23 protein-coding genes are annotated in these 24,595 nt (G+C 68.9%); 18 read left to right on the top strand and 5 right to left on the bottom strand.

The annotated features are described in order from the left end of the window. The first annotated feature begins 6 nt into the window (after positions 1–6). Genes G6N14_RS10465 through G6N14_RS10455 form a run of 3 tightly spaced genes read left to right on the top strand, consistent with a single transcriptional unit; the run spans position 7 to position 3,361 of the window. Positions 7–765, top strand: a complete 759-nt coding sequence (locus tag G6N14_RS10465) for a DUF1989 domain-containing protein (protein ID WP_085137708.1) — start codon at positions 7–9, stop codon at positions 763–765. Next, positions 762–1,379, top strand: a complete 618-nt coding sequence (locus G6N14_RS10460) for an urea amidolyase associated protein UAAP2 (protein WP_085137710.1) — start codon at positions 762–764, stop codon at positions 1,377–1,379. The genes G6N14_RS10465 and G6N14_RS10460 overlap by 4 nt, the downstream gene beginning before the upstream one ends. Then, entirely contained in the window at positions 1,376–3,361 is a 1,986-nt protein-coding gene (locus G6N14_RS10455) for a 5-oxoprolinase/urea amidolyase family protein (protein WP_085137712.1), read from the top strand. Before G6N14_RS10460 ends, G6N14_RS10455 begins: the two co-directional genes overlap by 4 nt. Here the strand turns inward: G6N14_RS10455 and G6N14_RS10450 are convergent. Next, positions 3,358–3,912: a DUF4334 domain-containing protein gene (locus G6N14_RS10450; RefSeq protein WP_085137714.1), complete on the bottom strand. Its 555-nt coding sequence runs from the start codon at positions 3,910–3,912 to the stop codon at positions 3,358–3,360. The genes G6N14_RS10455 and G6N14_RS10450 overlap by 4 nt on opposite strands. 36 nt (positions 3,913–3,948) lie before the next feature. Continuing rightward, positions 3,949–4,890 carry a formyltetrahydrofolate deformylase gene (gene purU / locus G6N14_RS10445; protein ID WP_234809038.1) on the bottom strand — a complete coding sequence of 314 codons (942 nt, stop codon included), beginning with the start codon at positions 4,888–4,890 and terminating at the stop codon, positions 3,949–3,951. Positions 4,891–5,030: 140 nt separating this feature from the next. On the opposite strand from purU, the gene sepIVA reads away from it, so the two are divergent. From sepIVA to mutM, 4 genes are read left to right on the top strand one after another with little or no spacing between them, the layout of a single operon-like run. After that, entirely contained in the window at positions 5,031–5,768 is a 738-nt protein-coding gene (gene sepIVA / locus G6N14_RS10440; RefSeq protein WP_085130559.1) for a cell division protein SepIVA, read from the top strand. A gap of 38 nt (positions 5,769–5,806) precedes the next feature. Further along, positions 5,807–6,415 (top strand): YceD family protein, encoded by a 609-nt coding sequence (locus G6N14_RS10435; protein ID WP_085137716.1) that lies wholly within the window; start codon positions 5,807–5,809, stop codon positions 6,413–6,415. Continuing rightward, a complete protein-coding gene (gene rnc, locus G6N14_RS10430; RefSeq protein ID WP_085137718.1) occupies positions 6,412–7,140 on the top strand; it encodes a ribonuclease III in 729 nt (242 codons plus the stop codon). The genes G6N14_RS10435 and rnc overlap by 4 nt, the downstream gene beginning before the upstream one ends. A 2-nt stretch (positions 7,141–7,142) precedes the next feature. Next, positions 7,143–7,988, top strand: coding sequence for a bifunctional DNA-formamidopyrimidine glycosylase/DNA-(apurinic or apyrimidinic site) lyase (gene mutM / locus G6N14_RS10425; protein WP_085137720.1), 846 nt, complete (start codon positions 7,143–7,145; stop codon positions 7,986–7,988). Positions 7,989–8,010: 22 nt separating this feature from the next. Here the strand turns inward: mutM and G6N14_RS10420 are convergent, their stop codons facing one another. Continuing rightward, positions 8,011–8,784, bottom strand: coding sequence for a PIG-L deacetylase family protein (locus tag G6N14_RS10420; RefSeq protein ID WP_085137722.1), 774 nt, complete (start codon positions 8,782–8,784; stop codon positions 8,011–8,013). Between the two features lie 18 nt (positions 8,785–8,802). Next, entirely contained in the window at positions 8,803–9,432 is a 630-nt protein-coding gene (locus G6N14_RS10415; protein ID WP_085137724.1) for a DJ-1/PfpI family protein, read from the bottom strand. A 126-nt stretch (positions 9,433–9,558) separates the two neighbouring features. Between G6N14_RS10415 and G6N14_RS10410 the strand changes: the two genes are divergently transcribed. The 6 genes from G6N14_RS10410 (at position 9,559) to G6N14_RS10385 (ending at position 16,879) form a co-directional block, all read left to right on the top strand. Beyond that, positions 9,559–9,975, top strand: coding sequence for an OsmC family protein (locus G6N14_RS10410; protein ID WP_085137726.1), 417 nt, complete (start codon positions 9,559–9,561; stop codon positions 9,973–9,975). Beyond that, complete coding sequence (locus tag G6N14_RS10405) at positions 9,962–10,243, top strand: acylphosphatase (RefSeq protein WP_085130573.1); 282 nt, start codon at positions 9,962–9,964, stop codon at positions 10,241–10,243. The genes G6N14_RS10410 and G6N14_RS10405 overlap by 14 nt, the downstream gene beginning before the upstream one ends. A 19-nt stretch (positions 10,244–10,262) precedes the next feature. Then, the gene (smc, locus tag G6N14_RS10400) at positions 10,263–13,853 is read left to right on the top strand and encodes a chromosome segregation protein SMC (protein WP_085137728.1); all 3,591 of its coding nucleotides are present in this window, start codon (positions 10,263–10,265) and stop codon (positions 13,851–13,853) included. A gap of 263 nt (positions 13,854–14,116) precedes the next feature. After that, positions 14,117–15,370: a signal recognition particle-docking protein FtsY gene (ftsY, locus tag G6N14_RS10395; protein WP_234809039.1), complete on the top strand. Its 1,254-nt coding sequence runs from the start codon at positions 14,117–14,119 to the stop codon at positions 15,368–15,370. 60 nt (positions 15,371–15,430) lie between these two features. After that, the gene (locus G6N14_RS10390) at positions 15,431–16,402 is read left to right on the top strand and encodes a glycoside hydrolase family 6 protein (protein ID WP_085137732.1); all 972 of its coding nucleotides are present in this window, start codon (positions 15,431–15,433) and stop codon (positions 16,400–16,402) included. A 108-nt stretch (positions 16,403–16,510) separates the two neighbouring features. After that, positions 16,511–16,879 (top strand): SpoIIAA family protein, encoded by a 369-nt coding sequence (locus tag G6N14_RS10385; protein ID WP_085137734.1) that lies wholly within the window; start codon positions 16,511–16,513, stop codon positions 16,877–16,879. A 60-nt stretch (positions 16,880–16,939) separates the two neighbouring features. On the opposite strand, the gene G6N14_RS10380 is transcribed toward G6N14_RS10385, so the two are convergent. Next, on the bottom strand, positions 16,940–17,716 hold the full coding sequence (locus tag G6N14_RS10380) for an SDR family NAD(P)-dependent oxidoreductase (RefSeq protein ID WP_085137885.1): 777 nt from the start codon (positions 17,714–17,716) through the stop codon (positions 16,940–16,942). A 274-nt stretch (positions 17,717–17,990) separates the two neighbouring features. Here G6N14_RS10380 and G6N14_RS10375 point away from each other — a divergent pair, with 274 nt between their 5' ends. The 5 genes from G6N14_RS10375 (at position 17,991) to G6N14_RS10355 (ending at position 23,828) form a co-directional block, all read left to right on the top strand. Then, a complete protein-coding gene (locus tag G6N14_RS10375) occupies positions 17,991–19,259 on the top strand; it encodes a PE-PPE domain-containing protein (protein ID WP_234809040.1) in 1,269 nt (422 codons plus the stop codon). A 150-nt stretch (positions 19,260–19,409) separates the two neighbouring features. After that, the gene (locus G6N14_RS21205; protein WP_163787125.1) at positions 19,410–20,882 is read left to right on the top strand and encodes a hypothetical protein; all 1,473 of its coding nucleotides are present in this window, start codon (positions 19,410–19,412) and stop codon (positions 20,880–20,882) included. A gap of 235 nt (positions 20,883–21,117) precedes the next feature. Continuing rightward, a complete protein-coding gene (locus G6N14_RS10365) occupies positions 21,118–22,590 on the top strand; it encodes an ammonium transporter (RefSeq protein WP_085137738.1) in 1,473 nt (490 codons plus the stop codon). Further along, positions 22,496–22,834 (top strand): P-II family nitrogen regulator, encoded by a 339-nt coding sequence (locus tag G6N14_RS10360; protein WP_046319478.1) that lies wholly within the window; start codon positions 22,496–22,498, stop codon positions 22,832–22,834. Before G6N14_RS10365 ends, G6N14_RS10360 begins: the two co-directional genes overlap by 95 nt. A 118-nt stretch (positions 22,835–22,952) precedes the next feature. Next, on the top strand, positions 22,953–23,828 hold the full coding sequence (locus tag G6N14_RS10355) for a DUF294 nucleotidyltransferase-like domain-containing protein (protein ID WP_163787123.1): 876 nt from the start codon (positions 22,953–22,955) through the stop codon (positions 23,826–23,828). Positions 23,829–24,595 lie beyond the last annotated feature (767 nt).

Genomic DNA, 24,595 nt, shown 5'->3' with positions numbered 1-24,595 from the left:
CCCGGCATGGACGACCTACGCACCGATTCCACCGACGGGGCCCGCTCCCATGCCCGCGCTCAGGTGCAGCACGCGTCGATGCGTATCCCGGCGACGCCCGACGACGTGGATCCGGGCAGGCTGACCTGGGCAGAGTCGATTCCGGCGGGTGGCTATGCCACCAAGGTGCTGGCCCGCGGTAGCCGGCTGCGGTTGATCGACGTCGCGGGCGGCGCCTGCGCGCACCTGCTGCTCTACCGGGCCGAGGCGCCGTGGGAACGGCTCAATGTCGCCGACACCATGAAAGTTCCGTGGCAGGCCTATCTCGGTGTCGGCCACCCCCTGCTGTCCGACCAGGGCCGGGTGCTGGCCACCGTTGTCGCCGACTCGTCGGGACGACACGACCTGCTCTGCGGCCCCGAGGCCACCGGCCGCCGACTGCTCCTGCTGGGAGCGCTCAAGCACGGCCTGGACATTCGCGACGTCGCCCCGTCGGTGTCGCTTTTCCGCGGAGTGCGCGTCGACCCCGGCAGCGGCGCACTGGAATTCACCGGGTCCACAGGTCCCGGCGCCGCTGTCGACCTGCTGATCCACCTTCCGGTGCTGCTGATAGCCGCCAATGCCGCACACCCGCTGGACCCCGACCCGCCGTCCACCGCACTGGACGTGCTCGCCTGGCGGGCCGGCGAGCAGTTGGCAGACCTGGCCAATCAGGACCCGGAATACCAACGCGCCGTGCACAACACCGAGGCGGCCTGGGCCGCAGCAGCGGGGGAGCGCTCATGACCGGTCCATCGCAGATCGTCTCCGACCAGCAGGTGGCGGCCCGGGCGCCCTGGTCGGCGGTGGTGCGTACCGGAGAGCAGTTGCAGATCATCGACCTGCACGGCAACCAGGCGGTGGACTGCCTGCTCTACGACGCGGCCGACCACACCCGCCGTTACAGCGCCCAGGCCACCGTTTCCGCCGCGCGCAACATCTTCTTGAGCACCGGATCGGTGCTGCGCGCAGCCGACGGAACCGCCCTGATGACCGTCGTCGCCGACGACGTGGGCAATCACGACACGATCGCCGGAGCCTGCTCGCAGGAGTCCAACACGCTGCGTTACGGACATCACACCGCCCACCAGCACGCCTGCGTCGAGAACTTCCTGGCCGAAGGGGCCCGCTGGGGCCTGGGAAAGCGCGATATCGTCTCCAACATCAACTGGTTCATGAACGTCCCGGTCGAATCCGACGGCACCCTCGGGATCGTCGACGGCATCTCGGCCCCGGGCAAGGCCGTGACACTGCGCGCCGAGATCGACACCCTGGTCCTGGTCTCCAACTGCCCGCAGATCAACAACCCGTGCAACGGATTCGACCCGACCCCGGTCCGGATGGTGATCACCCGGCCATGATCGGCATCGAGGTGCTCTCCCCGGGCATGTTCACCACCGTGCAGGACTGGCCCGGACGAGTCGGCTACTGGCATGTCGGGGTGCCGCCGTCCGGGCCGATGGACGACGTGTCGTTTCGGCTCGGCAACCGGGTCCTGGGCAATCCCGAAGGCGCAGCCGGCTTGGAATGCACCAAGGCCGGTCCCGCGCTGCGCTTTTGCGAACCCGCGTGGGTGTGCGTCACCGGTGCTCCGGTGCCGGTGCACCTGGACGGCGCCCCGGTGGGGCAGTGGCAGCCGGTGCGGGTGCCCGCCGGTGGCCGCCTGGAGATCGGCACGGTCGCCGGACCCGGGCTGCGCTGCTACCTGCTGGTCGAAGGAGGGATCTCCGAGCCGGAATTCCTCGGCAGCGCAGCAACGTTCACCCACGGTATGGCCGGCGGTCATCATGGCCGGGCGTTGCGGGAGTCCGATCAGCTCAGCGCCGTCGGTGGCGACGGTGCGGCGCCGTTGCTCGGTCGCGTACCCAGCCAGTGCCGGCCCAGTATCGGCCGGCACTGGGAGCTCGCGGTCACCGAAGGGCCGCACGCGGCACCGGAATTCCTGACCCGTGCCGACATGGCCGCCCTGACGGGCACCGACTACCGCGTGCACTTCAACTCCGACCGCACCGGCGTGCGGCTCGTCGGGCCGAAGCCGCGGTGGGCTCGGCCCGACGGCGGTGAAGCCGGCCTGCACCCGTCGAACATCCACGACACCGCCTACTGCGTTGGCGCACTGGACTTCACCGGTGACACACCGATTCTGCTCGGGCCCGACGGCCCCAGTCTGGGTGGTTTCGTATGCCCCGTGACGGTGGTCCGCGCCGACCGCTGGAAACTGGGCCAGCTCGCGCCCGGCGACACGGTGCGGCTGGTGCCGATCCGTGCTCGGCACGCCCCGCCGCCGGCGGCACTGAATGTGCAGCGGCGCGCTGCCTGGCCCGTCGTGGTCTCCAGCTCCGGCGACGGCGACGACGGCGTGCTGCAGCGCTACACCAACGCCGGCGGGACCGCCGTCACCGTGCGACGCGCCGGAGACGATGCGATCCTGCTCGAATACGGCCCGATGACATTGGATTTGGCGCTGCGGGCCCGGATTCAGGTGCTCTACGACCGGCTCCGTGAGCGGTCGCTGCCCGGGCTGCAGGAGCTGACGCCCGGCGTGCGGTCACTGCAGATCCAGTTAGACACCGCACAGACCTCGGTGCCGGAGGTGATCGAACAGGTCGCCGCCATCGACGACGCGCTGCCGCCCTGCGACCAGCTCGTGGTGCCCAGCCGCTCGGTGCGACTGCCGTTGAGTTGGGACGATCCCGCCACCGGCGAAGCCATTCGCCGCTACATGTACGGCGTGCGGCCCGACGCGCCGTGGTGCCCGTCGAACATCGAATTCATCCGGCGCATCAACGGTCTTGACGACATCCGCGAGGTCTACGACATCGTCTTCGACGCGCAGTATCTGGTGTTGGGTCTGGGCGACATCTATCTCGGGGCGCCCGTGGCCACCCCGCTGGATCCGCGGCACCGGCTGGTGACCACCAAATACAACCCGGCACGGACCTGGACCCCAGAGAACGCCGTCGGGATCGGCGGCGCCTACCTGTGCATCTACGGCATCGAGGGTCCCGGCGGCTACCAGTTCGTCGGACGCACCACCCAGGTGTGGAATCACCGGCACGCGGCCGCCGGTCTGTTCGATCCGGGAACGCCGTGGTTACTCCGGCACTTCGACCGCATCAGCTTCTATCCGGTGAGCGCTGCCGAGCTGCTCGACCTGCGGGCCGACATGGCAGCTGGACGAGGCCGGGTGCAGATCTGCGACGGCGAGTTCTCGCTGCCGGCCTACCGCAGCTTCCTGGACGCCAACGCCGCCGGCATCGCCGCATTCCGGAGCAGACAGACGGCAGCGTTCGCCGCCGAGCGTGCCGCGTGGCGCCGCTCAGGCGAAATCGCCGGCGGTTAAGCCACGGCGAGCGAATCGTCGCGGTAGAGCACGAAGAAGTACGGCTGCGCCGAACCGCGCAGGTCCATCGCCCCCAGCACCGCGTCATCGGACAGGCGCCGGAAGACGTCGTTGACCGGGGCCTGGTCGTAGATCATGGTCGCGGTGTCGACTCCGCGGTACCGCGTGGTGCGCAACCGCGCTTTGGGGGACCGGGTTCGCACCAACGGCGCCAGCAGTGTGATCCGCCCGCCGACCGCCCGGTTCTTCATCGCCGGCAGCTTCGTCGCCAGCCCCAGGACACTGAACGCCAGTACCGGGTTGAAGGCCCAGAGCGCGGACCCGTCCCGGGTGGGGAACAACAGCGGATGCACGGTCTCGGCATCCACGAACTGCTTGCCCCACCAGCCGCTGGCGGCCAGCAGACCGTCCAGGGGGTGGCCGGTCGGAAGCTCCGCGCCGTGCCAGGTTCCGATCATGAAATCGGGATCGACTGCCTCCGCGGCATCGAAGATCTCCAAAGCCTCGGCGGCGGTCGTCGGCACGGTGGGAAACAGGTCCTCGACGAGCATGCGGACCACGGTACTCGAGGCCGACGGCGCGAGCCGCTAGAGCACCACCGTCTCGTTGCCCACCCGGATCACCCGGTCCTGGCAATGCCACTGCACCGCCCGCGACAACACCGCCCGCTCCACATCGGCGCCCAGTCGCACCAGATCGGTGACGCTGTGGGTGTGGTCCACCCGCACCACGTCCTGTTCGATGATCGGGCCCTCGTCGAGCACCTCGGTCACGTAGTGCGCGGTGGCGCCGATCAGCTTCACGCCCCGTTCCCGGGCCCGCTGGTAAGGCGCCGCGCCGATGAACGCGGGCAGGAACGAGTGGTGGATGTTGATCAGCGGACAGCCCACCGCCTCGATGAAATCGCCGGTGATGATCTGCATGTAGCGCGCCAGCACCACCAGGTCCACGTTGCCGCAGAGCAACTGGAGCTGACGCTGTTCTGCCTCGGCGCGGATGTCGCGGGTCGCGGGGATATGGAAGAACGGCACGCCGAACGGGCGCACCTGGTCGGCCAGGTCCGGGTGGTTGGAGATCACCATGGCCACCGTCATCTCCAGCTCCCCGCGGCGGTTGCGCCACAACAGGTCCAGCAGGCAGTGGTCGGTCTTGGACGCCATGATCGCCACTCGTTTGGGCTTGGCGGCCTCGGTGAACCGGTAGTCCATCGCGAACCGCTCGGCGACTGTGGCGCCGAATCTCTCCTGGAGCCCGTCGAGGGCAGCCGGCAGGCCGGGCAGGTGAAAGATCGCCCGCTGCACGAATGTCCCGTCTTCGGGGGCCGTCGAGTGTTGATCCAGCGAGATGATGTTGGCGCCGGCGTCGGCCAGAAAGGCGCTGACTGCGGCGATGATCCCGTGATTGTCCCGGCATCGCAGCAGCAGCCGGCCGATATCGGTGGTCGCCTGCGCGCCGGACTGCTGCGGATAGCCCTGCGGAGCCTGCCCTGGTCTCGCGGCGCCCCCGTGGCCCCCAGAACCGTTCGTCATGGCCACCCTTCCGATCTGGACTTCAACGGGTCAGGCTACCGGTGCAGGGGACCAGAATCCGACACACCGGGCGACTAACCCAGTCACACACGTAACACAGGGCACACTAGTAACAACAACTATGTCTGGAGGGTGCTGCCGTGTACCGAGTGTTCGAAGCCCTTGACGAACTTGGCTCCATTGTCGAAGAGGCCCGTGGCGTGCCGATGACGGCAGGCTGTGTGGTACCCCGCGGTGACGTGCTGGAACTGATCGACGACATCCGGGACGCCATCCCCGGCGAACTCGACGACGCCCAAGACGTGCTGGACGCCCGCGACTCGGTGCTCGGTGAGGCCAAGGAGCACGCCGAGTCCATGGTCAGCTCGGCCACCGCAGAAGCGGACTCCCTGATCAGCCACGCCCGGGCCGAAGCCGACCGGCTGCTGGCCGACGCCAAGGGCCAGGCCGACCGGATGGTGGCCGAGGCGCGTGCCCACAGCGAGCGGATGGTCGGTGAAGCCCGCGAGGAGGCGGCCCGGCTCAGCGCCACCGCGAAGCGGGAGTTCGAGACCGCCACCAGCCGCGCCCAGGCGGAATGCGACCGGCTGGTGGAGAGCGGCAACGCCGCCTACGAGAAGGCCGTGCAGGAAGGCATCAAGGAACAGCAGCGCCTGGTGTCGCAGAACGAGGTGGTCACCGCCGCGCGTGCCGAATCCACCCGGCTGATCGACTCGGCGCACGCCGAGGCCGACCGGATGCGCGGCGAATGCGACATCTACGTCGACGCCAAGCTGGCCGAGTTCGAGGACTTCCTCAACGGCACCCTGCGCTCGATCAACCGCGGTCGTCACCAACTGCGGACCGCGGCGGGCACCCACGACTACGCGACCCGCTGACCGGCGAACGCCGTCTGAGGGCTGCGTAGAATCGCGGCATGGCGAGGCACCCCGGCGCAGGCACGCAGCGCACACAGCGGGCACGGCCTGCACCGTTCCTGGTCAACGTCTCCCGGCTCGGGCGACGCCCCGGCGCGCTGATGCCGTTGCGCGAGCAGCGGGTCAGTCCCACCCGTATCGGGCTGGACCTGGTGGCGATTCCGCCGGACACCGCAGTGGACCTCGATCTGCGGGTGGAGTCGGTCTCGGAGGGCGTGCTGGTCAGCGGCACGGTCTCGGCCGCCACCGCCGGCGAATGCGCGCGCTGCCTGCAACCGCTGACCGGGGCCGTCGAGGTCGAGCTGACTGAGCTGTTCGCCTACCCCGAAAGCGCCACCGACGCCACCACCGACGACGACGAGATGGGCCGCGTCGTCGATGACGGCGTGGACCTCCAACAGGCCATCGTCGACGCGGTCTGCCTGGCGTTGCCGTTGTCACCGCTGTGCGATCCGGACTGCCCGGGCCTGTGCCCGGACTGCGGTGCGCTGCTGGCTTCCGCGGGACCCGGACACCACCACGACAAGATCGACCCGCGCTGGTCGAAGCTGACGGGAATTCTTGCGGCCCAGGAGGAGAACCCGCGCGGCGATGACGGTGGGCGGTGAGCCGTCCCCGTCAAGCCGTGCTCGATGCTCTCGGCGTGGACCTGCCCGACGACCTGCTGACGCTGGCCGTCACCCACCGCAGCTATGCCTATGAGCACGGCGGGCTGCCCACCAATGAGCGCCTGGAGTTCCTGGGCGACGCCGTACTCGGGCTGACCATCACCGATGAGCTGTTCCACCGGCACCCGGACCGCCCGGAGGGCGATCTGGCCAAGCTGCGTGCCAGCGTGGTCAACACCTCCGCCCTGGCCGGTGTGGCGCGCGGCCTGACCGAAGACGGTCTGGGCGCTCATCTGCTGCTCGGCCGCGGCGAGGTGAACACCGGCGGCGCCGACAAGTCCAGCATCCTGGCCGATGGGATGGAATCGCTGCTGGGAGCGGTGTACCTGCAGCACGGCATCGACGTCGTCCGGGAGGTGATCCTGCGCCTGTTCGGTCCGCTGCTCGACACCGCGGCGACCCTGGGCGCCGGTCTGGACTGGAAGACCAGCCTGCAGGAACTGACGGCCGCCCGCGGGGTCGGCGTGCCGTCCTACCGGGTCACCTCGACCGGGCCCGACCATGACCGCGAGTTCACCGCGACCGTCGTCGTCTCCGATACCGCCTACGGCAGCGGCGTCGGCCGGACCAAGAAGGAAGCCGAGCAGAAGGCCGCGGCGGCGGCCTGGCACGCCCTGGACGACTCGGACGACTCGGACGCGGTGGACGAAGCACCGCAGGGCTGACGATGCCGGAACTTCCCGAGGTCGAGGTGGTCCGGCGCGGCCTGGCAGAGCATGTGGTGGGGCGCACCATCACCGCGGTGCGGGTGCACCATCCGCGGGCGGTGCGCCGGCACGAGGCGGGCCCGGCCGACCTGACCGGGCGGTTGCTGGGCGCCCGGATCACCGGCATCGATCGGCGGGGCAAGTACCTGTGGCTGCTGCTGAACGGATCCACCGCCGACGAGGCGCTCGTGGTGCACCTGGGGATGAGCGGCCAGATGCTGCTGGGGGACCTGCCCGACACCCGGCACCTGCGGATCGCCGCGGTGCTCGAGGACGGGACGAAGGTCAGCTTCGTCGACCAGCGGACCTTCGGCGGGTGGCAGCTCACCGACCTCGTCGAGGTGGACGGCAGCCTACTGCCGGTGCCGGTCGCGCACATCGCCCGCGACCCGCTGGACCCGCGCTTCGACGCCGAATCGGTTGTCGAGGTGTTGCGCGGCAAGCACTCCGAGATCAAGCGGCAGCTCCTCGACCAGACCGTGGTGTCGGGGATCGGCAACATCTACGCCGACGAAGCCCTGTGGCGAGCCGGAATCCGTGGCACCCGGACGGCCGACCGGTTGTCCCGGCCGCGGCTGCGGGCGCTGCTGGCGGCCGCCGCCGAGGTGATGCGCGACGCGCTGGCCGCCGGAGGCACCTCGTTCGATTCGCTGTATGTCAACGTCAACGGTGAATCCGGTTACTTCAGCCGGTCGCTGGACGCCTACGGGCGTCAGGACGAGCCGTGCCGGCGTTGCGGAACACCGATTCGCCGCGCCAAATTCATGAACCGCTCGTCGTACTTCTGCCCGCAGTGCCAACGCTGACAACCGATTTACGCGTCCGCGCTCAGGCGAAGATGTCGCGGTACACCGGGCCCGGTTCCCGATCCGGGTCGATGAACCATTCCCGCCCGAACATCACCCCCGCCGCCTGGGGAGGCAGCCGCATCAGCAACGCGACAAGCCGTGCCGCGGCGGGGCTCGCGCTGATCTGAGAACGGTGTTCGGCCAGGGCATCGCGCTTCTGCCGGGCAAACCGGAACACATTGATCCGGTGCGTGATGTGCGCCCGTGGCGCGTAGGCCGTGCGCACCACATCGCGGTGGTAGGGGGCCGGCAGCCGAACCCACCGTGCGGCTTCGGCGATCCGGGCCAGCATCTCGCGGGGCATCGTCGCCTCGAGCACCCGCGGCGTCGCCGCGATCTGCGCCGCCTGTTTGCCGACCTGGTGAACCCGTACGTGATCCCGGTGGCCGTAGCCGCCGTTGGACTGGTAGCTCAACAGCAGTTCGGCGCGCTCCTCGGTCAGGATGTCCGCCAGCCGCCGGGCCGCCTCCGCAATGTCGGCGCGGGCGAATCGGACCCGCCCCGGCGGGTCGGCGGGAAACTCGGGGCCGAACCCGCTGTCGGCGTATCCGAGGCACTCGACCCGGTGGGCGCCGAGGATTGCCGCACTCGAGCGCAGTTCGCCCAGCCGGTCCGCGTCGTCGTCGCTGACGCGTCCGTCGGTCGCCACCACGATCACCACGCGGTGCCCTTCGGCGGCGGCCCGCGCCAGCGTGCCCCCGGTCAGGATCACCTCGTCGTCGGGGTGGGCGTGAAACGCGACCACGGTGGCCATACCGAATCAGTATGCCCGTCAGCGCCGCAGCTGCGCCGCCCGTTGCCGAACAGCCTCGGCGGCCTTGGCCCGGGAGCCGCAGTCGAACGGTGGCTGCGGGTCGTACTCGATCAAAAGCTGTACGGCGCAGGAAGTCTCGGCGTCCAGTAGCAGTTCGACGAGCCGCAGCGCCATGTCGATCCCGCTGGAGACCCCCGCGGAGGTCACAATCCGGCGCGGCAGGTGTTCGACCACGCGCTGATCCACATAGCGGGCGCCGAGATGCTCCAGAAGCTCGACGGCGCCCCAGTGGGTGGTCGCGGTCAACCCGTCCAGCAGGCCCGCTGCGGCCAGCAGCAGCGAACCGGTACACACCGAGGTGGTGAACCGGGTATGGAGATGGGCCTCGCGTACCCAGTCGAGCAACTCGGTGTCGCCGAGCAGGGCGCGCGTCCCGATCCCCCCGGGTACGACCAGCAGATCCGGGCGCGGCAGCTCGTCGAACCGGGCGTCGCAGATGATCCCGAGCATTCCGTTGTCGCTGCGCACCTCGCCGCGGCGGTGCCCGACGAAGATCACCTCGGCGTCGGGGATCCGTTGCAGCACCTCATACGGCCCGATCGCGTCGAGCGCGGTGTAGCGCGGGAACAGTGGAATCGCTACCTGCATGACCCAGACGACACTACGCGCCGCGCCACGGTTCACCGAGCGTGTAATGGGTCCGGGAAATCGGCGGTTTTATCGGGCTGAGTACACGTTCGGCGAGGGAAGGCCCGCGGCTGCCAAGATGTCCTCATGACGGAACTATGGGTTCAACGAACAGGAGTCCGCAGCTACACCGGACACAGTTCCAGGGGGGCGCAGGTGCTGGTGGGCAACGAAGACGTCGACGGCGTCTTCACTCCCGGAGAGCTGCTGAAGATCGCGCTGGCCGCGTGCAGCGGCATGGCCAGTGACGCGCCGCTGTCCCGCCGCCTCGGCGACGACTATGCGGCGACGATCCGGGTCTCGGGGCCCGCCGATCGCGAACAGGAGCGCTACCCGCTGCTGGAGGAGACGCTGGAGCTGGACCTGTCGGGTCTCGACGAGGCCGAAAAGCAGCGGTTGCTCACCGTCGTCGCTCGGGCCATCGACCAAGTCTGCACGGTGGGCCGCACCCTCAAATCGGGCACCGAGGTGCGTTTTGCCGTCGACTCCGGTGACCGGGCCTGACGTCCGCCTGTCCGCCTGGGTGCACGGGCGGGTCCAGGGGGTCGGCTTTCGGTGGTGGACCCGTTCGCGGGCGCTGGAACTGGGGCTGACGGGGTACGCCGCCAACCGCCCGGATGGGCGCGTACACGTCGTCGCCCAGGGTCCGCGGGCCGATTGCCAGCGCCTGCTGGAGCTGCTGCAGGGCGGGACGACGCCCGGCCGGGTGGACACCGTCGTCGCCGATTGGGCGGACGCCGGGGACCCGATCGACGGATTCGCCGAACGCTAGACCGGTAGTCTCAGACCCCGTGCATCTCAAGAGTTTGACGCTGAAGGGCTTCAAGTCCTTCGCAGCGCCGACGACTCTGCGCTTCGAGCCGGGCATCACCGCGGTGGTCGGGCCCAACGGTTCGGGCAAGTCCAACGTGGTCGACGCCCTGGCCTGGGTGATGGGGGAGCACAGCGCCAAGACCCTGCGTGGCGGAAAGATGGAGGACGTCATCTTCGCCGGCACGTCGTCGCGTGCCCCGCTGGGCCGCGCCGAGGTCACCGTCACCATCGACAACTCCGACAACGCCCTGCCGATCGAGTACGCCGAAGTGTCGATCACCCGGCGGATGTTCCGCGACGGGGCAAGCGAATACGAGATCAACGGCGCGAGCTGCCGGCTGATGGACGTCCAGGAGCTGCTGAGCGACTCGGGTATCGGCCGGGAGATGCACGTCATCGTCGGCCAGGGCCGGCTGGCCCAGATCCTGGAGTCGCGACCGGAAGATCGACGGGCGTTCATCGAAGAGGCCGCCGGGGTGCTCAAGCACCGCAAGCGCAAGGAGAAGGCGGTCCGCAAACTGGACGCGATGGCGGCCAACCTGGCCCGCCTGACCGACCTGACCACCGAACTGCGCCGCCAGCTCAAACCGCTGGGGCGCCAGGCCGAGGTCGCGCGGCGCGCCGCCACCATCCAGGCCGACCTACGCGACGCCCGGCTGCGGCTGACCGCCGATGATCTGGTGAACAGGCAGGCCGAGTTCGCCGGGACCACCGACGCCGAGGCGGCGCTGCGTCGCGAACACGACCAGATCACCGAGCGTCTGGCGGTGGCCGCCGATGAACTGACCGCCCACGAGTCCGCAGTCGCCACCTTGACCCAGCGGGCCGAGGCCGCCCAACAGACCTGGTTCTCGCTGTCGGCCCTGGCCGAGCGGGTCAGCGCCACCGTGCGCATCGCCAGTGAGCGCGCGCAGCATCTCGACGAGGAGCCGATCACCACCGGCGGAGTCGACCCGGACGCGCTGGAAGCCGAGGCCGAACAGGTGGCCGCCGCCGAGCAGCAACTGCTCGCCGAACTGGCCGAGGCCGGTCTCCGGCTGGAGGCGGCCCGCGCCGAGCTGGCCGAGCGTGAACGCCGCAGCACCGAGGCGGAGCGCGCACATCTGGCCGCGGTCCGCGCCGAAGCCGACCGGCGCGAGGGCCTGGCCCGGCTGACCGGCCAGGTGGAGACCATCCGGGCCCGCGTCGAGTCGATCGACACCCACGTGGGCCAGCTCTCGGCCCGCATCGAGGAGGCGGCCGGTCGGGCCCAGGCCGCGCAGGCGGAGTTCGAGACGGTGCAGAGCAGGGTCGTCGAGCTCGACCAGGGCGAGGTCAGTCTCGACGACCACCATGAGCGGACCGTGGCGACGCTGCGCCTGGCCGACCAGCGGGTGGCCGAGCTGCAGGCCGCCGAACGGGCCGCCGAACGGCAGGTGGCTTCGCTGCACGCGCGTATCGAGGCTTTGTCGATGGGTCTGGAACGCCGAGACGGTGCCGCCTGGCTGGCGACCAACCACAGCGGTCCCGGCCTGTTCGGCTCGATCGCGAAGCTGGTCAAGGTGCGCTCGGGGTACGAGGCGGCGCTGGCCGCGGTCCTGGGCTCGGCGGCCGACGCGCTGGCCGCCGAGAATGCCGGCGCGGCCCGCTCGGCGCTGAACGCGCTGAAGGACGCCGACGGCGGCCGGGCAGCGATCGTGCTGGGGGACTGGCCGCTGTCGGCGCCCGAACAGCGTGCGGCGCTGCCCGACGGGGCGCTGTGGGCACTGGAGCTCATCGACGCCCCCGACCGGTTGCGCGGCGCGCTCACGGCCATGTTGGCGTCGGTGGTGGTGGTCGCCGAGCTGGCCGACGCGCTGGACCTGGTGGCCGCGCACCCCGGCCTGCGGGCGGTCACCCGCGACGGCGACCTGGTCGGTGCCGGCTGGGTCAGCGGCGGATCCGACCGCAAGCCCTCCACCCTGGAGATCAACAGCGAGATCGACAAGGCGCGCGCGGAACTGGCTGCCGCCCAGACCCAGGCCGGCGAGCTCGGCGCGGCGCTTTCTGGAGCCCTGGCCGAGCAGACTGCGCGCCGGGACGCCACCGAACAGGCGCTCGCGGCGCTCAACGAGTCCGATGCCGCCATCGCCGCCACCCACGAGCAGCTGGGCCGGTTGGGCCAGGAGGCCCGCGCCGCCGAGGCGCAGTGGCGCCGTCAGCTGCGCGAACGCGACGAGCTGGAGGTCGGCCGGGCGCAGGCCGTCACCGAGCTGAGCGAGATCGAGGCCCGGCTGCGCAACGCCGAAGCCGACCAGCCCGCCGAGGCGGTGGAACCGGTCGACCGCCAGCAGATCGCGGCCGCCGCAGAAGCCGCCCGCAGCGTCGAGGTGGAAGCCAGGCTCGCGGTGCGCACCGCCGAGGAACGGGCCAACGCCGTTCGCGGGAAGGCGGACTCGCTGCGCCGCGCGGCAGCGGCGGAACGCGAGGCGCGGGTCCGCGCCGAGCAGGCCCGCGCCGCACGTGCCCGCGCGGCGACCACGGCCGCCGCGGTGGCCGACGCCGGCAGTTCGCTGGCCCAGCGGCTGGCGCATGTGGTGACGGCCGCGGCACGAATCCGCGACGGACTCGCCGGCGAACGCCAGCAGCGGGCCGCCGCGCTGGTGGCGGTTCGCGAGGAGGTGAACTCGCTGAGCACCCGGCTCACCGCGCTCACCGAGTCGCTGCACCGCGACGAGGTCGCCAAGGCGCAGGCCGCGCTGCGCATCGAGCAGCTCGAACAGACGGTGCTCGAACAGTTCGGCATGAGTTCGGCGGACCTGATCGCCGAATACGGTCCCGATGTTGCGCTGCCACCGACCGAGCTGGAGATGGCCGAGTACGAGCAGGCCCGCGACCGCGGCGAGCTGGTGACCGCGCCCGCCCCGTTGCGCTTCGACCGTGCGACCCAGGAGCGCCGGGCCAAACGGGCCGAACGTGAGCTCGCCGAACTGGGCCGGGTCAACCCCCTGGCGCTGGAGGAGTTCGCGGCTCTCGAGGAGCGTTACAACTTCTTGTCCACCCAGCTCGAGGACGTCAAGGCGGCCCGCAAAGACCTCCTCGACGTGGTCTCCGAAGTCGACACGCGCATCCTGCAGGTGTTCACCGACGCCTATGCCGACGTGGAGCGCGAGTTCACCGAGGTGTTCGCGGCGCTGTTCCCCGGCGGGGAGGGGCGGCTGCTGCTGACCGATCCCAGCGACATGCTGACCACCGGCGTCGACGTCGAAGCCCGCCCGCCGGGCAAGAAGGTCAAGCGGCTGTCGCTGCTGTCCGGCGGCGAGAAGTCGCTGACGGCCATTGCCATGCTGGTCGCGATCTTCCGGGCCCGCCCGTCGCCGTTCTACATCATGGACGAGGTGGAGGCCGCGCTGGACGACACCAACCTGCGCCGCCTGCTGGCGCTGTTCGAGATGCTGCGGGCCCGCTCGCAGCTCATCGTGATCACCCACCAGAAGCCGACCATGGAGGTCGCCGACGCGCTCTATGGGGTGACCATGCAGGGCGACGGGATCACCGCGGTGATCTCGCAGCGCATCCGGGGCGAAGAACTCGTTTCCAGCCAGCCATGAACCCGGCGGTTCAGCGAGGCTCGCCGGAGGCGAGGTGAAGCTGGGAGCGCCGCATTAACCCGGCGGTTCAGCGAGGCTCGCCGGAGGCGAGGTGAAGCTGGGAGCGCCGCATTAACCCGGCGGTTCAGCGAGGCTCGCCGGAGGCGAGGTGAAGCTGGGAGCGCCGCATTAACCCGGCGGTTCAGCGAGGCTCGCCGGAGGCGAGGTGAAGCTGGGAGCGCCGCATTAACCCGGCGTAAGTCCCTGCTGCGACAATGACGGTCGTGTCGTCTCAAACTCTCTTGATCGCCACGGCGGTCGTTGTCGCGGTGGTCCTGATCGGTGTGCTGGTCTGGGGCCTGGTGCGGCACCGGCGGGGCCGGATCAAGCTGTCCGCGCCGGAACGCGAGGGATTGGACCGCTCCGGCGGCTACAGCGCCTCCACGGGCATCTCCTTCAGCCGAACCGAAACCGCGGAGCCGCCGGCCCCGGTCATCGGCGACGACGCGACTGTCCCGCGCGACGCCCCGCGGCGCACGATCACCGACGTCGAGCTGCCCGAGGCGCCCCCCGAAGTCGTTCCCGAACCGGCGCCGGACACTGTCGCGCCGGACATCGAGCCCGTCGAAGGACGGATGCAGCGATTGCGGGGCCGGCTGGCCAAGTCCCAGAACACGCTGGGGCGCAGCATGCTCGGCCTGCTCGGCGGCGGCGACCTCGACGACGATTCCTGGCAGGACGTCGAGGACACCCTGTTGGTGGCCGACCTGGGCCCTGTGGTCACCGAGTCGGTGGTGACTGCGCTGCGCGAACGGCTGGCCGGTGGGCAGTTCCGCACCGAAGCCGAGGCTCGTGCCGTGCTGCGCGAGGTGCTCATCGGCGAACTGGAGCCTGCTCTGGACCGGACCATCCGGGCCCTGCCGCATGACGATCACCCGTCGGTGTTGCTGGTGGTGGGCGTCAACGGCACCGGCAAGACCACCACGGTGGGCAAGCTGGCCCGCGTGCTGGTGGCCGACGGCCGCCGGGTGCTGCTGGGTGCGGCCGACACCTTCCGGGCCGCGGCGGCCGATCAGCTGCAGGCCTGGGCGGCGCGTGTGGGCGCCGACGTGGTGCGCGGTGCCGAGGGAGCCGATCCGGCCTCGGTCGCCTTCGACGCCGTCGACAAAGGGATTTCCGAGGGGGTCGACGTCGTGGTCATCGACACCGCGGGACGGTTGCACACCAAGACTGGCCTGATGGACGAGCTCGGCAAGGTCAAGCGCGTGGTGCAACGCCGCGCGGCCGTGGATGAGGTCCTGCTGGTCCTCGACGCGACCATCGGGCAGAACGGCCTGGCGCAGGCCCGGGTCTTCGCCGACGTCGTCGACATCACCGGCGTGGTGCTGACCAAGCTGGACGGAACCGCCAAGGGCGGAATCGTCTTCCGGGTGCAGCAGGAGCTGGGGGTGCCGGTCAAGCTGGTGGGGCTCGGTGAGGGGCCCGACGATCTGGCGCCGTTTGAGCCGGCGGCCTTCGTCGACGCGCTGCTGGGCTGAGCCCTGGCGGGCCGTGACCTTCCTGTGACCTCCGTGCGGGCCATGAGGTAATTTTTCCCTGTGATCCCCTCAGTATTTGGTGTCGTTGCGCGCTGCCTCACGCCCCTCCTTGCCCTGGCGGCCCTGGCCGGTGCGGGCCCCGCCCACGCCGACGGGGACAACCCCCTGGCCGGGCGGCCCTTCTATGTGGACCCCATCTCCAAGGCGATGCACGCCTCCAACGCGCAGCCGGAGAGCGCCGAGCTGGCGCGGGTGGCCAACACCCCGCAGGCGTACTGGCTGGACCAGGCGTTCGGGGCGGGATCCGTCGGGGCGACGGTGGCCAGGCACACCGGCGCCGCAGCGGCGGCCGGTGCCATGCCGGTGCTGGTGCTCTACGCGATCCCGCACCGTGACTGCGGCAGCTACGCCGCCGGCGGGTTCTCCTCGGGGGCGTCCTACCGCGCCTGGGTCGACAGCGTCGCCGACGGGATCGGCGGTAACCCGGCCGCGATCATCCTGGAACCGGATGCGCTGGCGATGGCCGACTGCCTCTCCGGGGACCAGCGCCAGGAGCGTTTCGACCTGATCAGCTACGCCGTCGACACGCTGACCCGCAACCCGGCGACCGCGGTCTACGTCGACGCCGGGCACTCGCGCTGGGTCAGTGCCGGCGAAATGGCCAACCGGCTCAACCAGGCCGGGGTGGGCCGCGCGCGCGGCTTTGCGCTGAACTCCACGAACTATTTCAGCACCGAGGAAGAGATCGGGTACGGCGAAGAGATCTCCGGGATGACCGGCGGCGCGCATTACGTGATCGACACCTCCCGCAACGGAAACGGGCCGGCTGAAGGCGATCCGTTCGGCTGGTGCAACCCCAGCGGACGGGCGCTGGGCGCCGCGCCCACCGCCGACACCGCCGGCGCACACGCCGATGCCTACCTGTGGGTCAAGCGGGTAGGGGAGTCCGACGGCAGCTGCGGTGCCGGTGAGCCCGCGGCGGGGCACTTCGTCAGCGAGTACGCCATCAACCTGGCGCGCAACGGCGGCTAGGACGACACCAGCGGTCCCGAAATCCCCTGCGCGAGCACCGGGGCAACTCCGCCGACAAGCCGGCGAGCCGGACTACAGTGGCGGCAACGGCTGCAAGGGGGTTTCGGCATGATCGAGTTGCTGCCCGACATGCCGCAGGGAGTGACCGGTATCCGCGTTGCGGGCCGGCTGCGCGGTGACGAGCTCCGTGAGATCAAGCCCTCGCTGCAGGAATTGCTGTGCGAGGGTGACATTCGGATCGTCGAGATCATCGATTCCGACTACGAGGGTTTCGGGCCGGGCGGGTTGGCCGCAGACCTCAAGCTCGGCCTGGGTACCGTGCTGCCGCATCACTCCGCGTTCAAACGCATTGCGGTGGTGTCGGACAAAGAGTGGGTCGCCCATGTGCTGCACGCGCTGGAGTGGATGATCCCCGGGGAGCTGGCGGTGTTCGGTCTCGATGAGCTCGAGCAGGCCAAGCGATGGGCCGCCGGCTGAAAGGTGGGCACCGACGAAGAAGGCCCCCGGTCGCCGGGGGCCTTCTCGATCGGTAGTCGACTACTTCGGTGGCATCCGGATGCCGCCGTCCACCCGGACGACTTCGGCGTTCATGTAGGAGTTGGTGAGCAGCTCCACCACCATCGACGCCAGTTCCTCCGGCTTGCCGAGGCGGTGCGGGAACAGCACGGACTGGCCGAGCTTGGCTTTGAAGGCTTCCGAGGCCTCGCCTTCGCCGTAGATCGGGGTGTCGATGAGGCCGGGTGCCACGGTGTTGACGCGGATGCCCGCCGCCGACAGGTCGCGGGCCACCGGCAGGGTCATGCCCACCACGCCGCCCTTGGACGACGAGTATGCGGCCTGGCCGATCTGACCGTCGAAGGCCGCAACGCTGGTCAGGTTGACGATCGCGCCGCGCTCGCCGGTGGCGGTGAACTCATTGCGGCTCATCGCGGTGGCGGCGATCCGGATGCAGTCGAACGTGCCGACCAGGTTGATCTCCAGCACCTTGCGGTAGGCATCCAGGCTGTGCGCCGAGTCGAACTCGCCGTCCTTGCCGATGGTGCGCTGCGCCCAGCCGATGCCGGCCGAGTTCACCAGCGCCCGCAGCGGACCGAGGTCGGTCGCGGTGTTGACGGCGTCGATGATCTGCTCGGTGCTGGTCACGTCCACCGAGACGAAGACGCCGCCGATCTCGTGGGCGAGCGCCTCACCCTTGTCTGCCTGCAGGTCGGCGACCACGACCCGGGCGCCCTTGTCGGCCAGCTGGCGGGCAGTCGCCGCGCCGATTCCTGATGCGCCACCGGTGACGATCGCGCTTGCTCCATTAATATCCACGCCGGCCACTTTACTTGGACGCCGGCCCACGCCGTGATTCGGCAAGGCGAAAGATGTCGTTAGCCGGCCGGCAATAAGGAAAATTATGTCAACCTGGCTGGCTTTCCGCCGAACGGCTGACTAATACTATTGTTCGATGATCTAATTTTGGGTGGGGTTCCGCGCTCGGCGGGCGTGAAGGGCATTTCAAGGGGTTTCGATGGCCGGTGTCGCCGCGATGACCGCTCCACGAGGGGGGCGTTCGCGCCGCCGTGGACGTGCAGTTGTAGCAGTAGTGAGTATTCTTGTCTTCTTCGCGGGCGTGTCCGGGCTTGCCGCGCCGGCGCCGCGATCGGCGGCCGCGGTGTCTGCCGACGTGGCGCTGACCGGAGGCGATGTCGCGTTCGTGATGGGCGGCAGCGGTATCCCGTTGCCCTCGCCCGGCTACGTCAACGCCGCGAACCTGTTATATCTGCAGCCGCACGGCTTTACCGGAACGCCTCAGTCGCTGTTCACTCCCCAGTTGTCCTTCCCCGGCAACATCTCGATGGTGCAAGGGGCTCAGATCCTGGCCGATGCCATCGAGAAGGAGATCGCCGGTGGCGCAGTGAACTCCGAGAACCCGGTGTACGTGTTCGGCTACTCGCAGAGTTCGGCGATGTCGTCCATGACGATGGATCAGCTGCGTCATCACGGTGTGTCCCCCGAGGATGTTCATTTCGTGCTGGTCGGCAACTCGGCGAACCCCAACGGCGGTCTGCTGCAGCTGCTGAACTTCTGGGGCGGCGACCTCACGTTCTGGAACGGGATGACCCTGGGGCATCCGACCCCGGACTACTTCACCACCGACGTGTACACGATGGAATACGACGGATATGCCGACTTTCCGCGTTATCCCTTGAATTTGCTGGCCGATCTCAATGCCATTCTGGGAATGTTTACGGTGCATATCGGATATTTTGGTGTAACCGCCGATGATATTGCTAACGCAATTCCATTGGAAACCACCGGCGACGGCCTTACGAATTACTACATCATTCCGAGTGAGACGCTGCCGCTCACCGATCTGCTGCGCGTGAATCCTGTGTGGGGAGTGCCGCTGGCCGAATTGTTGGAGCCCAGCCTGCGCATCCTGGTCAACCTGGGCTACGGCAGCCTCACCGAAGGCTGGAACCAGGGGCCGGCCAACGAGCTCACGTCGTTCAGCTTGGAGCTTCTGCCGAGTCACATCAGTCCCGACGAACTCAACGCCGCGCTGTCGCAGGCATGGTCCGAAGGCGTCGAAGCCTCGATTCGCGCCCTGCAGAATCCGGCCAACTACGTGTTCGGCTCGTTTTTGGAGCAAGAGCCGTTCACCACGCTGTGGAACGCGGCCGAACGCGTCCTTTTCGATATTCAAGACCCGGGCCCCATGTTCGGTGGCCTGTTCGGTGGTTCGGCAGTGGCCAGCGACCCCGGGGATTCCTCGGAGTTTGCCGCCACTGTGGGGGCCGCGCTGGAGGGAAATCTCGGTATGTCCTGGCTGTCCGATTTGCTCGGACTTGACCTGCTCGGCAGTATCTGAGTCTGCGTTTATACGATCCTCCGAATAGCCTTAGAAAGGTATATGGAAATGAATCGTCGTCTTCGCCGCAGCGCCCGACAGCGGGGTGCAGACACATCGGGCGGGTGGAGTCGCGCGACGACCGGTGCCGTCTCGGCCCTGGCGCTCGCCTTGGCGCCCCTTTCGGCCGCGCCCGCGGCGCAGGCGGATTTCGATTTCCTGGACCCCGGCACCTGGTTCGACGTCCCCGAGATCGATCCGGCCGGCTTCGACCCCGGCGATATCGGATCGGCAGCGGCCTTCGACCCTGCTGAGATCGGATCGGCAGCAGCCTTCGACCCCTCCGATGTGTGGGGGCTCGACCTCACCGGGATTGTCTCCCCAGACTGGGCCGAGCTCTACCAGGAAAGCTTCTATCTGCCGCTCCATGGCGCCCTGCAGAGCTTCCTGCACAGTGCCGGCAACCAGCTGATGATCGATCTGATCAACACGCCCTGGGTGCTGACGTTCGGCCGATACCTGATCGGCGACGGCATCGATGGTTTCAAAGGTCCCAACATCTCGCTGTTCGGTTGGATGGGGGGCTTCGGGGACCTGGGTGACGGCGGGTACCTGTTCGGCGACGGCGGAAGCGGCGCGGCGGGCGTGGCCGGAGTCAACGACGGTGCGGGCGGCGCCGGCGGCGACGCCGGACTGTTCGGTAACGGGGGCGCCGGTGGTCAGGGCGCGGCGGCCTCGCTGGGCCCCGGTGGGGTGGTGATCGAAGCCGGCGCGGGCGGCCAAGGCGGTTCCGGCGGTCTGTGGTTCGGTGACGGCGGCGCCGGCGGCCAGGGCGGCACGGGTTTCTATGACACCTTCGACGGCTCATCGCTGGTCTCGCACCCCGGTGGCGACGGTGGTCTCGGCGGTGACGCCGTGGCCGGGTGGGGCTTCGGCGGAACGGGCGGTCGCGGCGGCTCCGGGTGGGCCGGCGTCAACGGCCCCAATGTGACCGCCCTGCACGGCGGCGGCGCCGGCAACGGTGGCGTCGGCGGCAACGCCGGGTGGCTGTTGGGCTTCAGCGGCAACGGTGGTGCCGGCGGTATCGGCGGCGTGGGGGCGGCCGGGGGCGTCGGCACGGCGAGCCAGCCCAACGGCGGCAACGGCGGTGACGGCGGCGACGGCGGCAGAGGCGGTGCCGCGGGCGCCGGCGCCGGATGGATCGGTGCGATCGGGCAGGCCGGCCGAGACGGCAACGGCGGTGCGGGTGGTGTGGGCGGCGCAGGTCTGACCAACCCGGTCGGCGTCGGGGGCGACGGCGGCAACGGCGGATCGGGAGGGGCCGCGGGCTTCGGTTCCAGCGGTGGCATCGGCGGCGTCGGAGGAGCGGGCGGCGCCGGGGGCAGTGGCCGCATCGGTGGTGATGGCGGCGACGGCGGGAACGGCGGTGCCGCTGCCCAGCAGACCGGCAGCTCCGGGGGACGTGGCGGCAACGGTGGGGCCGGCGGCAACGGCTCGGTCGGTGACGGCGGCGACGGCGGTAGGGGCGGCACCGGGGGAGCAACCGGCAACTACCCCGGCGGTGTGGGCCAGTCGGGCGGTGCCAACGTCGCCGGAACCGGTGGTGCGGGCGGTCGCGGCGGTTCCCCGGGCGCGGCCGGCTAGCGGCCTCGTTCGCACGCCGGTGCCGACTTGCGCACCGGCACCGCCAGCGGTTCGGCGGGCCCGGCATCCGGGTACCGGCGCGACTCCGCGGTGATCGAATCCTCAGGTAACCGGCCGGTGTGAGCAGGTGGTCACATATCCGCAACGGAGCGGCTTTAACGCCGAAACAACCGTTGCGCATGGTTAAGACCAGCCTGGTTCAACGGCAACCGGTCGCTGTGGAGGAGGTTTGTGCATGGATCAATTCCCGACGATGGGAATACCCGACACGGGTGACACTGCCTGGATGCTGACTAGTGCCGCACTGGTGATGTTGATGACGCCCGGTTTGGCGTTTTTCTACGGTGGCATGGTTCGCGTCAAGAGTGTCTTGAACATGATCATGATGAGCATCAGCGCCATGGGAGTGGTGACGGTGTTGTGGGTGCTCTACGGTTTCTCGCTCGCTTTCGGCGATGATGTCGGCAACGTGGCGGGTAACCCTACCGACTATTGGGGACTCAAGGGGCTGATCGGCTCCGACGCGGTCGCCGCCGATCCGGTCAGTGGTGCACCGGCAGTGGAGATTCCACTGGTGGGCACGATGCCGGCCACGGTCTTCGTCGGTTTTCAGCTGATGTTCGCGATCATCACAGTCGCGTTGATCTCCGGAGCGGTAGCCGATCGGATGAAGTTCGGCAGCTGGCTGGCGTTCTCCGCCCTGTGGGTCACCTTCGTGTACTTTCCGGTGGCGCACTGGGTCTTCGCGTTCGATGACGGAACTGCCCCGCACGGTGGCTGGATTGCCAACAAGCTGCACGCGGTCGACTTCGCGGGCGGCACCGCGGTCCACATCAACGCCGGTATGGCCGCTTTGGTGTTGGCGATCGTCCTGGGCAAACGCAAAGGTTGGCCGGTTCCGATGCGGCCGCACAATCTGCCCCTGGTGATGCTCGGCGCCGGCCTGCTGTGGTTCGGCTGGTACGGATTCAACGCCGGTTCGGCGGCGAGCGCCAATGGCGTTGCCGGATCGACCTTCGTCACCACGACGGTCGCCACAGCGGCGGCGATGCTGGGCTGGTTGCTGGTAGAGCGGATTCGCGACGGTCACGCCACCCCCTTGGGCGCGGCGTCGGGCATTGTGGCCGGACTGGTGGCGATCACGCCGTCGTGCGCGTCGGTCGATGTCGTCGGCTCGTTGGTTGTCGGAGCCGTGGCCGGGGTGGCCTGCGCACTGGCGGTGGGCCTGAAATACCGGTTCGGCTTTGACGATTCGCTCGATGTCGTGGGCGTGCACCTGGTCGGAGGACTTGTCGGGACGCTGTTGGTGGGCCTGGTCGCTGCGCCCACCACCGCCGCCGTCGACATTGAGGGAGGGGTTACGCCCGGATTGTTCTACGGGGGCGGTTTCGACCAGCTGTGGCGCCAGGCGATCGGTGCGTCCAGCGTCGCTCTGTACTCGGCCGTCGGAACGGCGATCCTGGCCTTGATTCTCAAATACACCCTCGGCCTGCGGGTGGACGTTGAGGATGAAGTCTCGGGAATCGACGAGGCCGAGCACCTGCAAAGCGGGTACGACCTCGTGGGTACCGGAGGTGCGGTCCTTGCTCACTCGACTGAAGAACGGAGAGAAGATGAAGCTGATCACCGCGATCGTGAAGCCGTTTACGTTGGAGGACATCAAGACTGGCCTGGAAGAGGCCGGAGTGCTGGGGATGACAGTCAGTGATGTCCAGGGCTACGGACGGCAGAAGGGTCACACCGAGGTCTACCGAGGTGCGGAGTACTCCATCGACTTCGTCCCCAAGGTCCGGGTCGAGGTGCTGGTCGATGACTTCGCGGTGGACAAGATCGTCGACGTCATCGTTCGGGCAGCCCGGACCGGGAAGATCGGAGACGGCAAGGTGTGGGTCAGCGCGGTGGAATCCGTTGTCCGGGTGCGGACGGGAGAACGCGGTGCCGACGCGGTTTGACCCTGCGTTGCGGTCGGGGTCGGTCTAGGCCGTCATGAACGGCAGGGGACCAGCCACGAGCCCTGAGCGGCGGCTAAGTCGGTTGCGGTGCAACGACTTAGCCGCCGCTCGGGCGGCTTTGCGGTGCGCCAGCCCGGCTCAATGGGATTCTGCGGCGCTGCGCACCGCCTGGCGCAATGTGCACGAGGCGTGGCTGGTCGCCAAATCACGCGAGGTGGGCCTGGTTCCCGGCAGCGGATTCGCGATTGTCGCAACCGGTTCGCTGGGCCGCCGTGAGTTGCTTCCGCACTCCGACCTGGACCTGCTGTTGTTGCACGACGACATGGCGCCCGGCGCTGTAGCGCAGGTGGCGGATCAGCTGTGGTATCCGCTGTGGGACGCCAACGTTCGACTCGACCACAGTGTGCGCACGGTTCCGCAGGCACTTCAGGTCGCCGACTCCGACATGCTCGTCGCCCTGGCCATGCTCGACGCCCGCCACATCGCCGGCGACGAGCTGCTGACGTCGCGCCTGACCGCCGGCGTCCACCGGCAATGGCGCCAGGGATTCGATTCCCGCTACGGCGAGTTGCTCGACGTGACACAGGCGCGGTGGCAGCGCAGCGGTGAGATCGCCGACAGCCCCGAACCCGATTTGAAGGGTGGCCGCGGCGGTTTGCGTGATGTGCAGCTGTTCGATGCGCTGACGGTCGCAGGTGTTGTCGAGCCCCCGGGGCCGCGGAGGCCAAGCCTGCGCAGGTGCTCGCTGCGCGGTGCGTATCGCACCGTGCTGGACGTGCGGACAGAATTGCACCGGGTCTGCGGCCGGGGCGACGATCTGCTGTCGGCTCGCTACACCGACGAGATCAGTGCGGTGCTGGGTATCGGGGACAGTCGCGACCTGACGAGCCGGCTGTTCGATGCGGCGCGCGAGATCAGCCACCGCGTCGACACCGCCCTACGGGTGGCCGCGGACGCCATCTCGGGTCGCGTTACTCCGGCTGTTCGAGTGTAACGCTCCGCGGAATAGAAATCTTTGCTGGCGGCGCCGGGAGTCACCCGGCGCCGCTTCGGCATATCCGGCCGGCGCTTGGCACAGCGTTTCGCTGCAATTAGTCCGGTTCGGGGGATGTAGACGCCATTTATCCGGACGTCGGTGTATTTCTCTACAAAGCGCTGTCGGTTTATCGACAGAATTGTCTTTCTCCTGGCGGTGCCGCCACCCTGGCGATAACCCGTATTTAGCCGAGAGCGGGCCTCTGAGGGGTCCCACATCGGGTCTTCCGAGCGGGGCGGTGGCGGCGCTTACACCGCTGGCGGGCGCCGGCGAGGAGCGCATGAAGCGGCGGCTGTGAGCTTCACGAAACCTGATGTAAATCCAGCAGTTGTCAAAGAAACCTTTAGGAGTTACCTCTGGTAAGTTGCCCGTTTCTGGCCGCCATTCCTGAAGGTGCGGGTCCAGCGTCGAGCTGTCATAGCTGGTAGAGACCGTTTCAGCGGTTCTCTGGTTGCCAGTTTCGTCTTCGTTGACATACAGCTACTACGGCGTGAAGGAGCATTTTAGATCAGCCAGCTGTAAGGATTTGCGCGTACCGTGTGAGCGAGGCGAAACACAGGCGAAACATGGAAAACACGGACGAAACATAGGGATGGCGAGGGCGATGGGACGTTTCGGAAGGAAGACCGCCACACTGTTGGGCGCTGTAGGAATGGCCTTCACAGCCGGATTGACCGGCGCTGAATCTTTGTCGCTGGGTACTGCTGTCGCGGCGCCCCCCGCGG

Source organism: Mycolicibacter hiberniae (assembly GCF_010729485.1).
GTDB lineage: Bacteria > Actinomycetota > Actinomycetes > Mycobacteriales > Mycobacteriaceae > Mycobacterium > Mycobacterium hiberniae.
This window is presented reverse-complemented; position numbering and strand designations above follow the sequence as displayed.

What these genes read in the sequence shown, in the direction of transcription:
- G6N14_RS10435 (WP_085137716.1), top strand. Translation starts at nt 5,807, where the DNA reads ATGGCGAGGCACCCCGGCGCAGGCACGCAGCGCACACAGCGGGCACGG.
- G6N14_RS10465 (WP_085137708.1), top strand. Translation starts at nt 7, where the DNA reads ATGGACGACCTACGCACCGATTCCACCGACGGGGCCCGCTCCCATGCC.
- purU (WP_234809038.1), bottom strand. Translation starts at nt 4,890, where the DNA reads ATGACGAACGGTTCTGGGGGCCACGGGGGCGCCGCGAGACCAGGGCAG.
- G6N14_RS10455 (WP_085137712.1), top strand. Translation starts at nt 1,376, where the DNA reads ATGATCGGCATCGAGGTGCTCTCCCCGGGCATGTTCACCACCGTGCAG.
- G6N14_RS10415 (WP_085137724.1), bottom strand. Translation starts at nt 9,432, where the DNA reads ATGCAGGTAGCGATTCCACTGTTCCCGCGCTACACCGCGCTCGACGCG.
- G6N14_RS10420 (WP_085137722.1), bottom strand. Translation starts at nt 8,784, where the DNA reads ATGGCCACCGTGGTCGCGTTTCACGCCCACCCCGACGACGAGGTGATC.
- G6N14_RS10360 (WP_046319478.1), top strand. Translation starts at nt 22,496, where the DNA reads ATGAAGCTGATCACCGCGATCGTGAAGCCGTTTACGTTGGAGGACATC.
- G6N14_RS10365 (WP_085137738.1), top strand. Translation starts at nt 21,118, where the DNA reads ATGGATCAATTCCCGACGATGGGAATACCCGACACGGGTGACACTGCC.
- G6N14_RS10460 (WP_085137710.1), top strand. Translation starts at nt 762, where the DNA reads ATGACCGGTCCATCGCAGATCGTCTCCGACCAGCAGGTGGCGGCCCGG.
- G6N14_RS10410 (WP_085137726.1), top strand. Translation starts at nt 9,559, where the DNA reads ATGACGGAACTATGGGTTCAACGAACAGGAGTCCGCAGCTACACCGGA.
- G6N14_RS10385 (WP_085137734.1), top strand. Translation starts at nt 16,511, where the DNA reads ATGATCGAGTTGCTGCCCGACATGCCGCAGGGAGTGACCGGTATCCGC.
- G6N14_RS10450 (WP_085137714.1), bottom strand. Translation starts at nt 3,912, where the DNA reads ATGCTCGTCGAGGACCTGTTTCCCACCGTGCCGACGACCGCCGCCGAG.
- mutM (WP_085137720.1), top strand. Translation starts at nt 7,143, where the DNA reads ATGCCGGAACTTCCCGAGGTCGAGGTGGTCCGGCGCGGCCTGGCAGAG.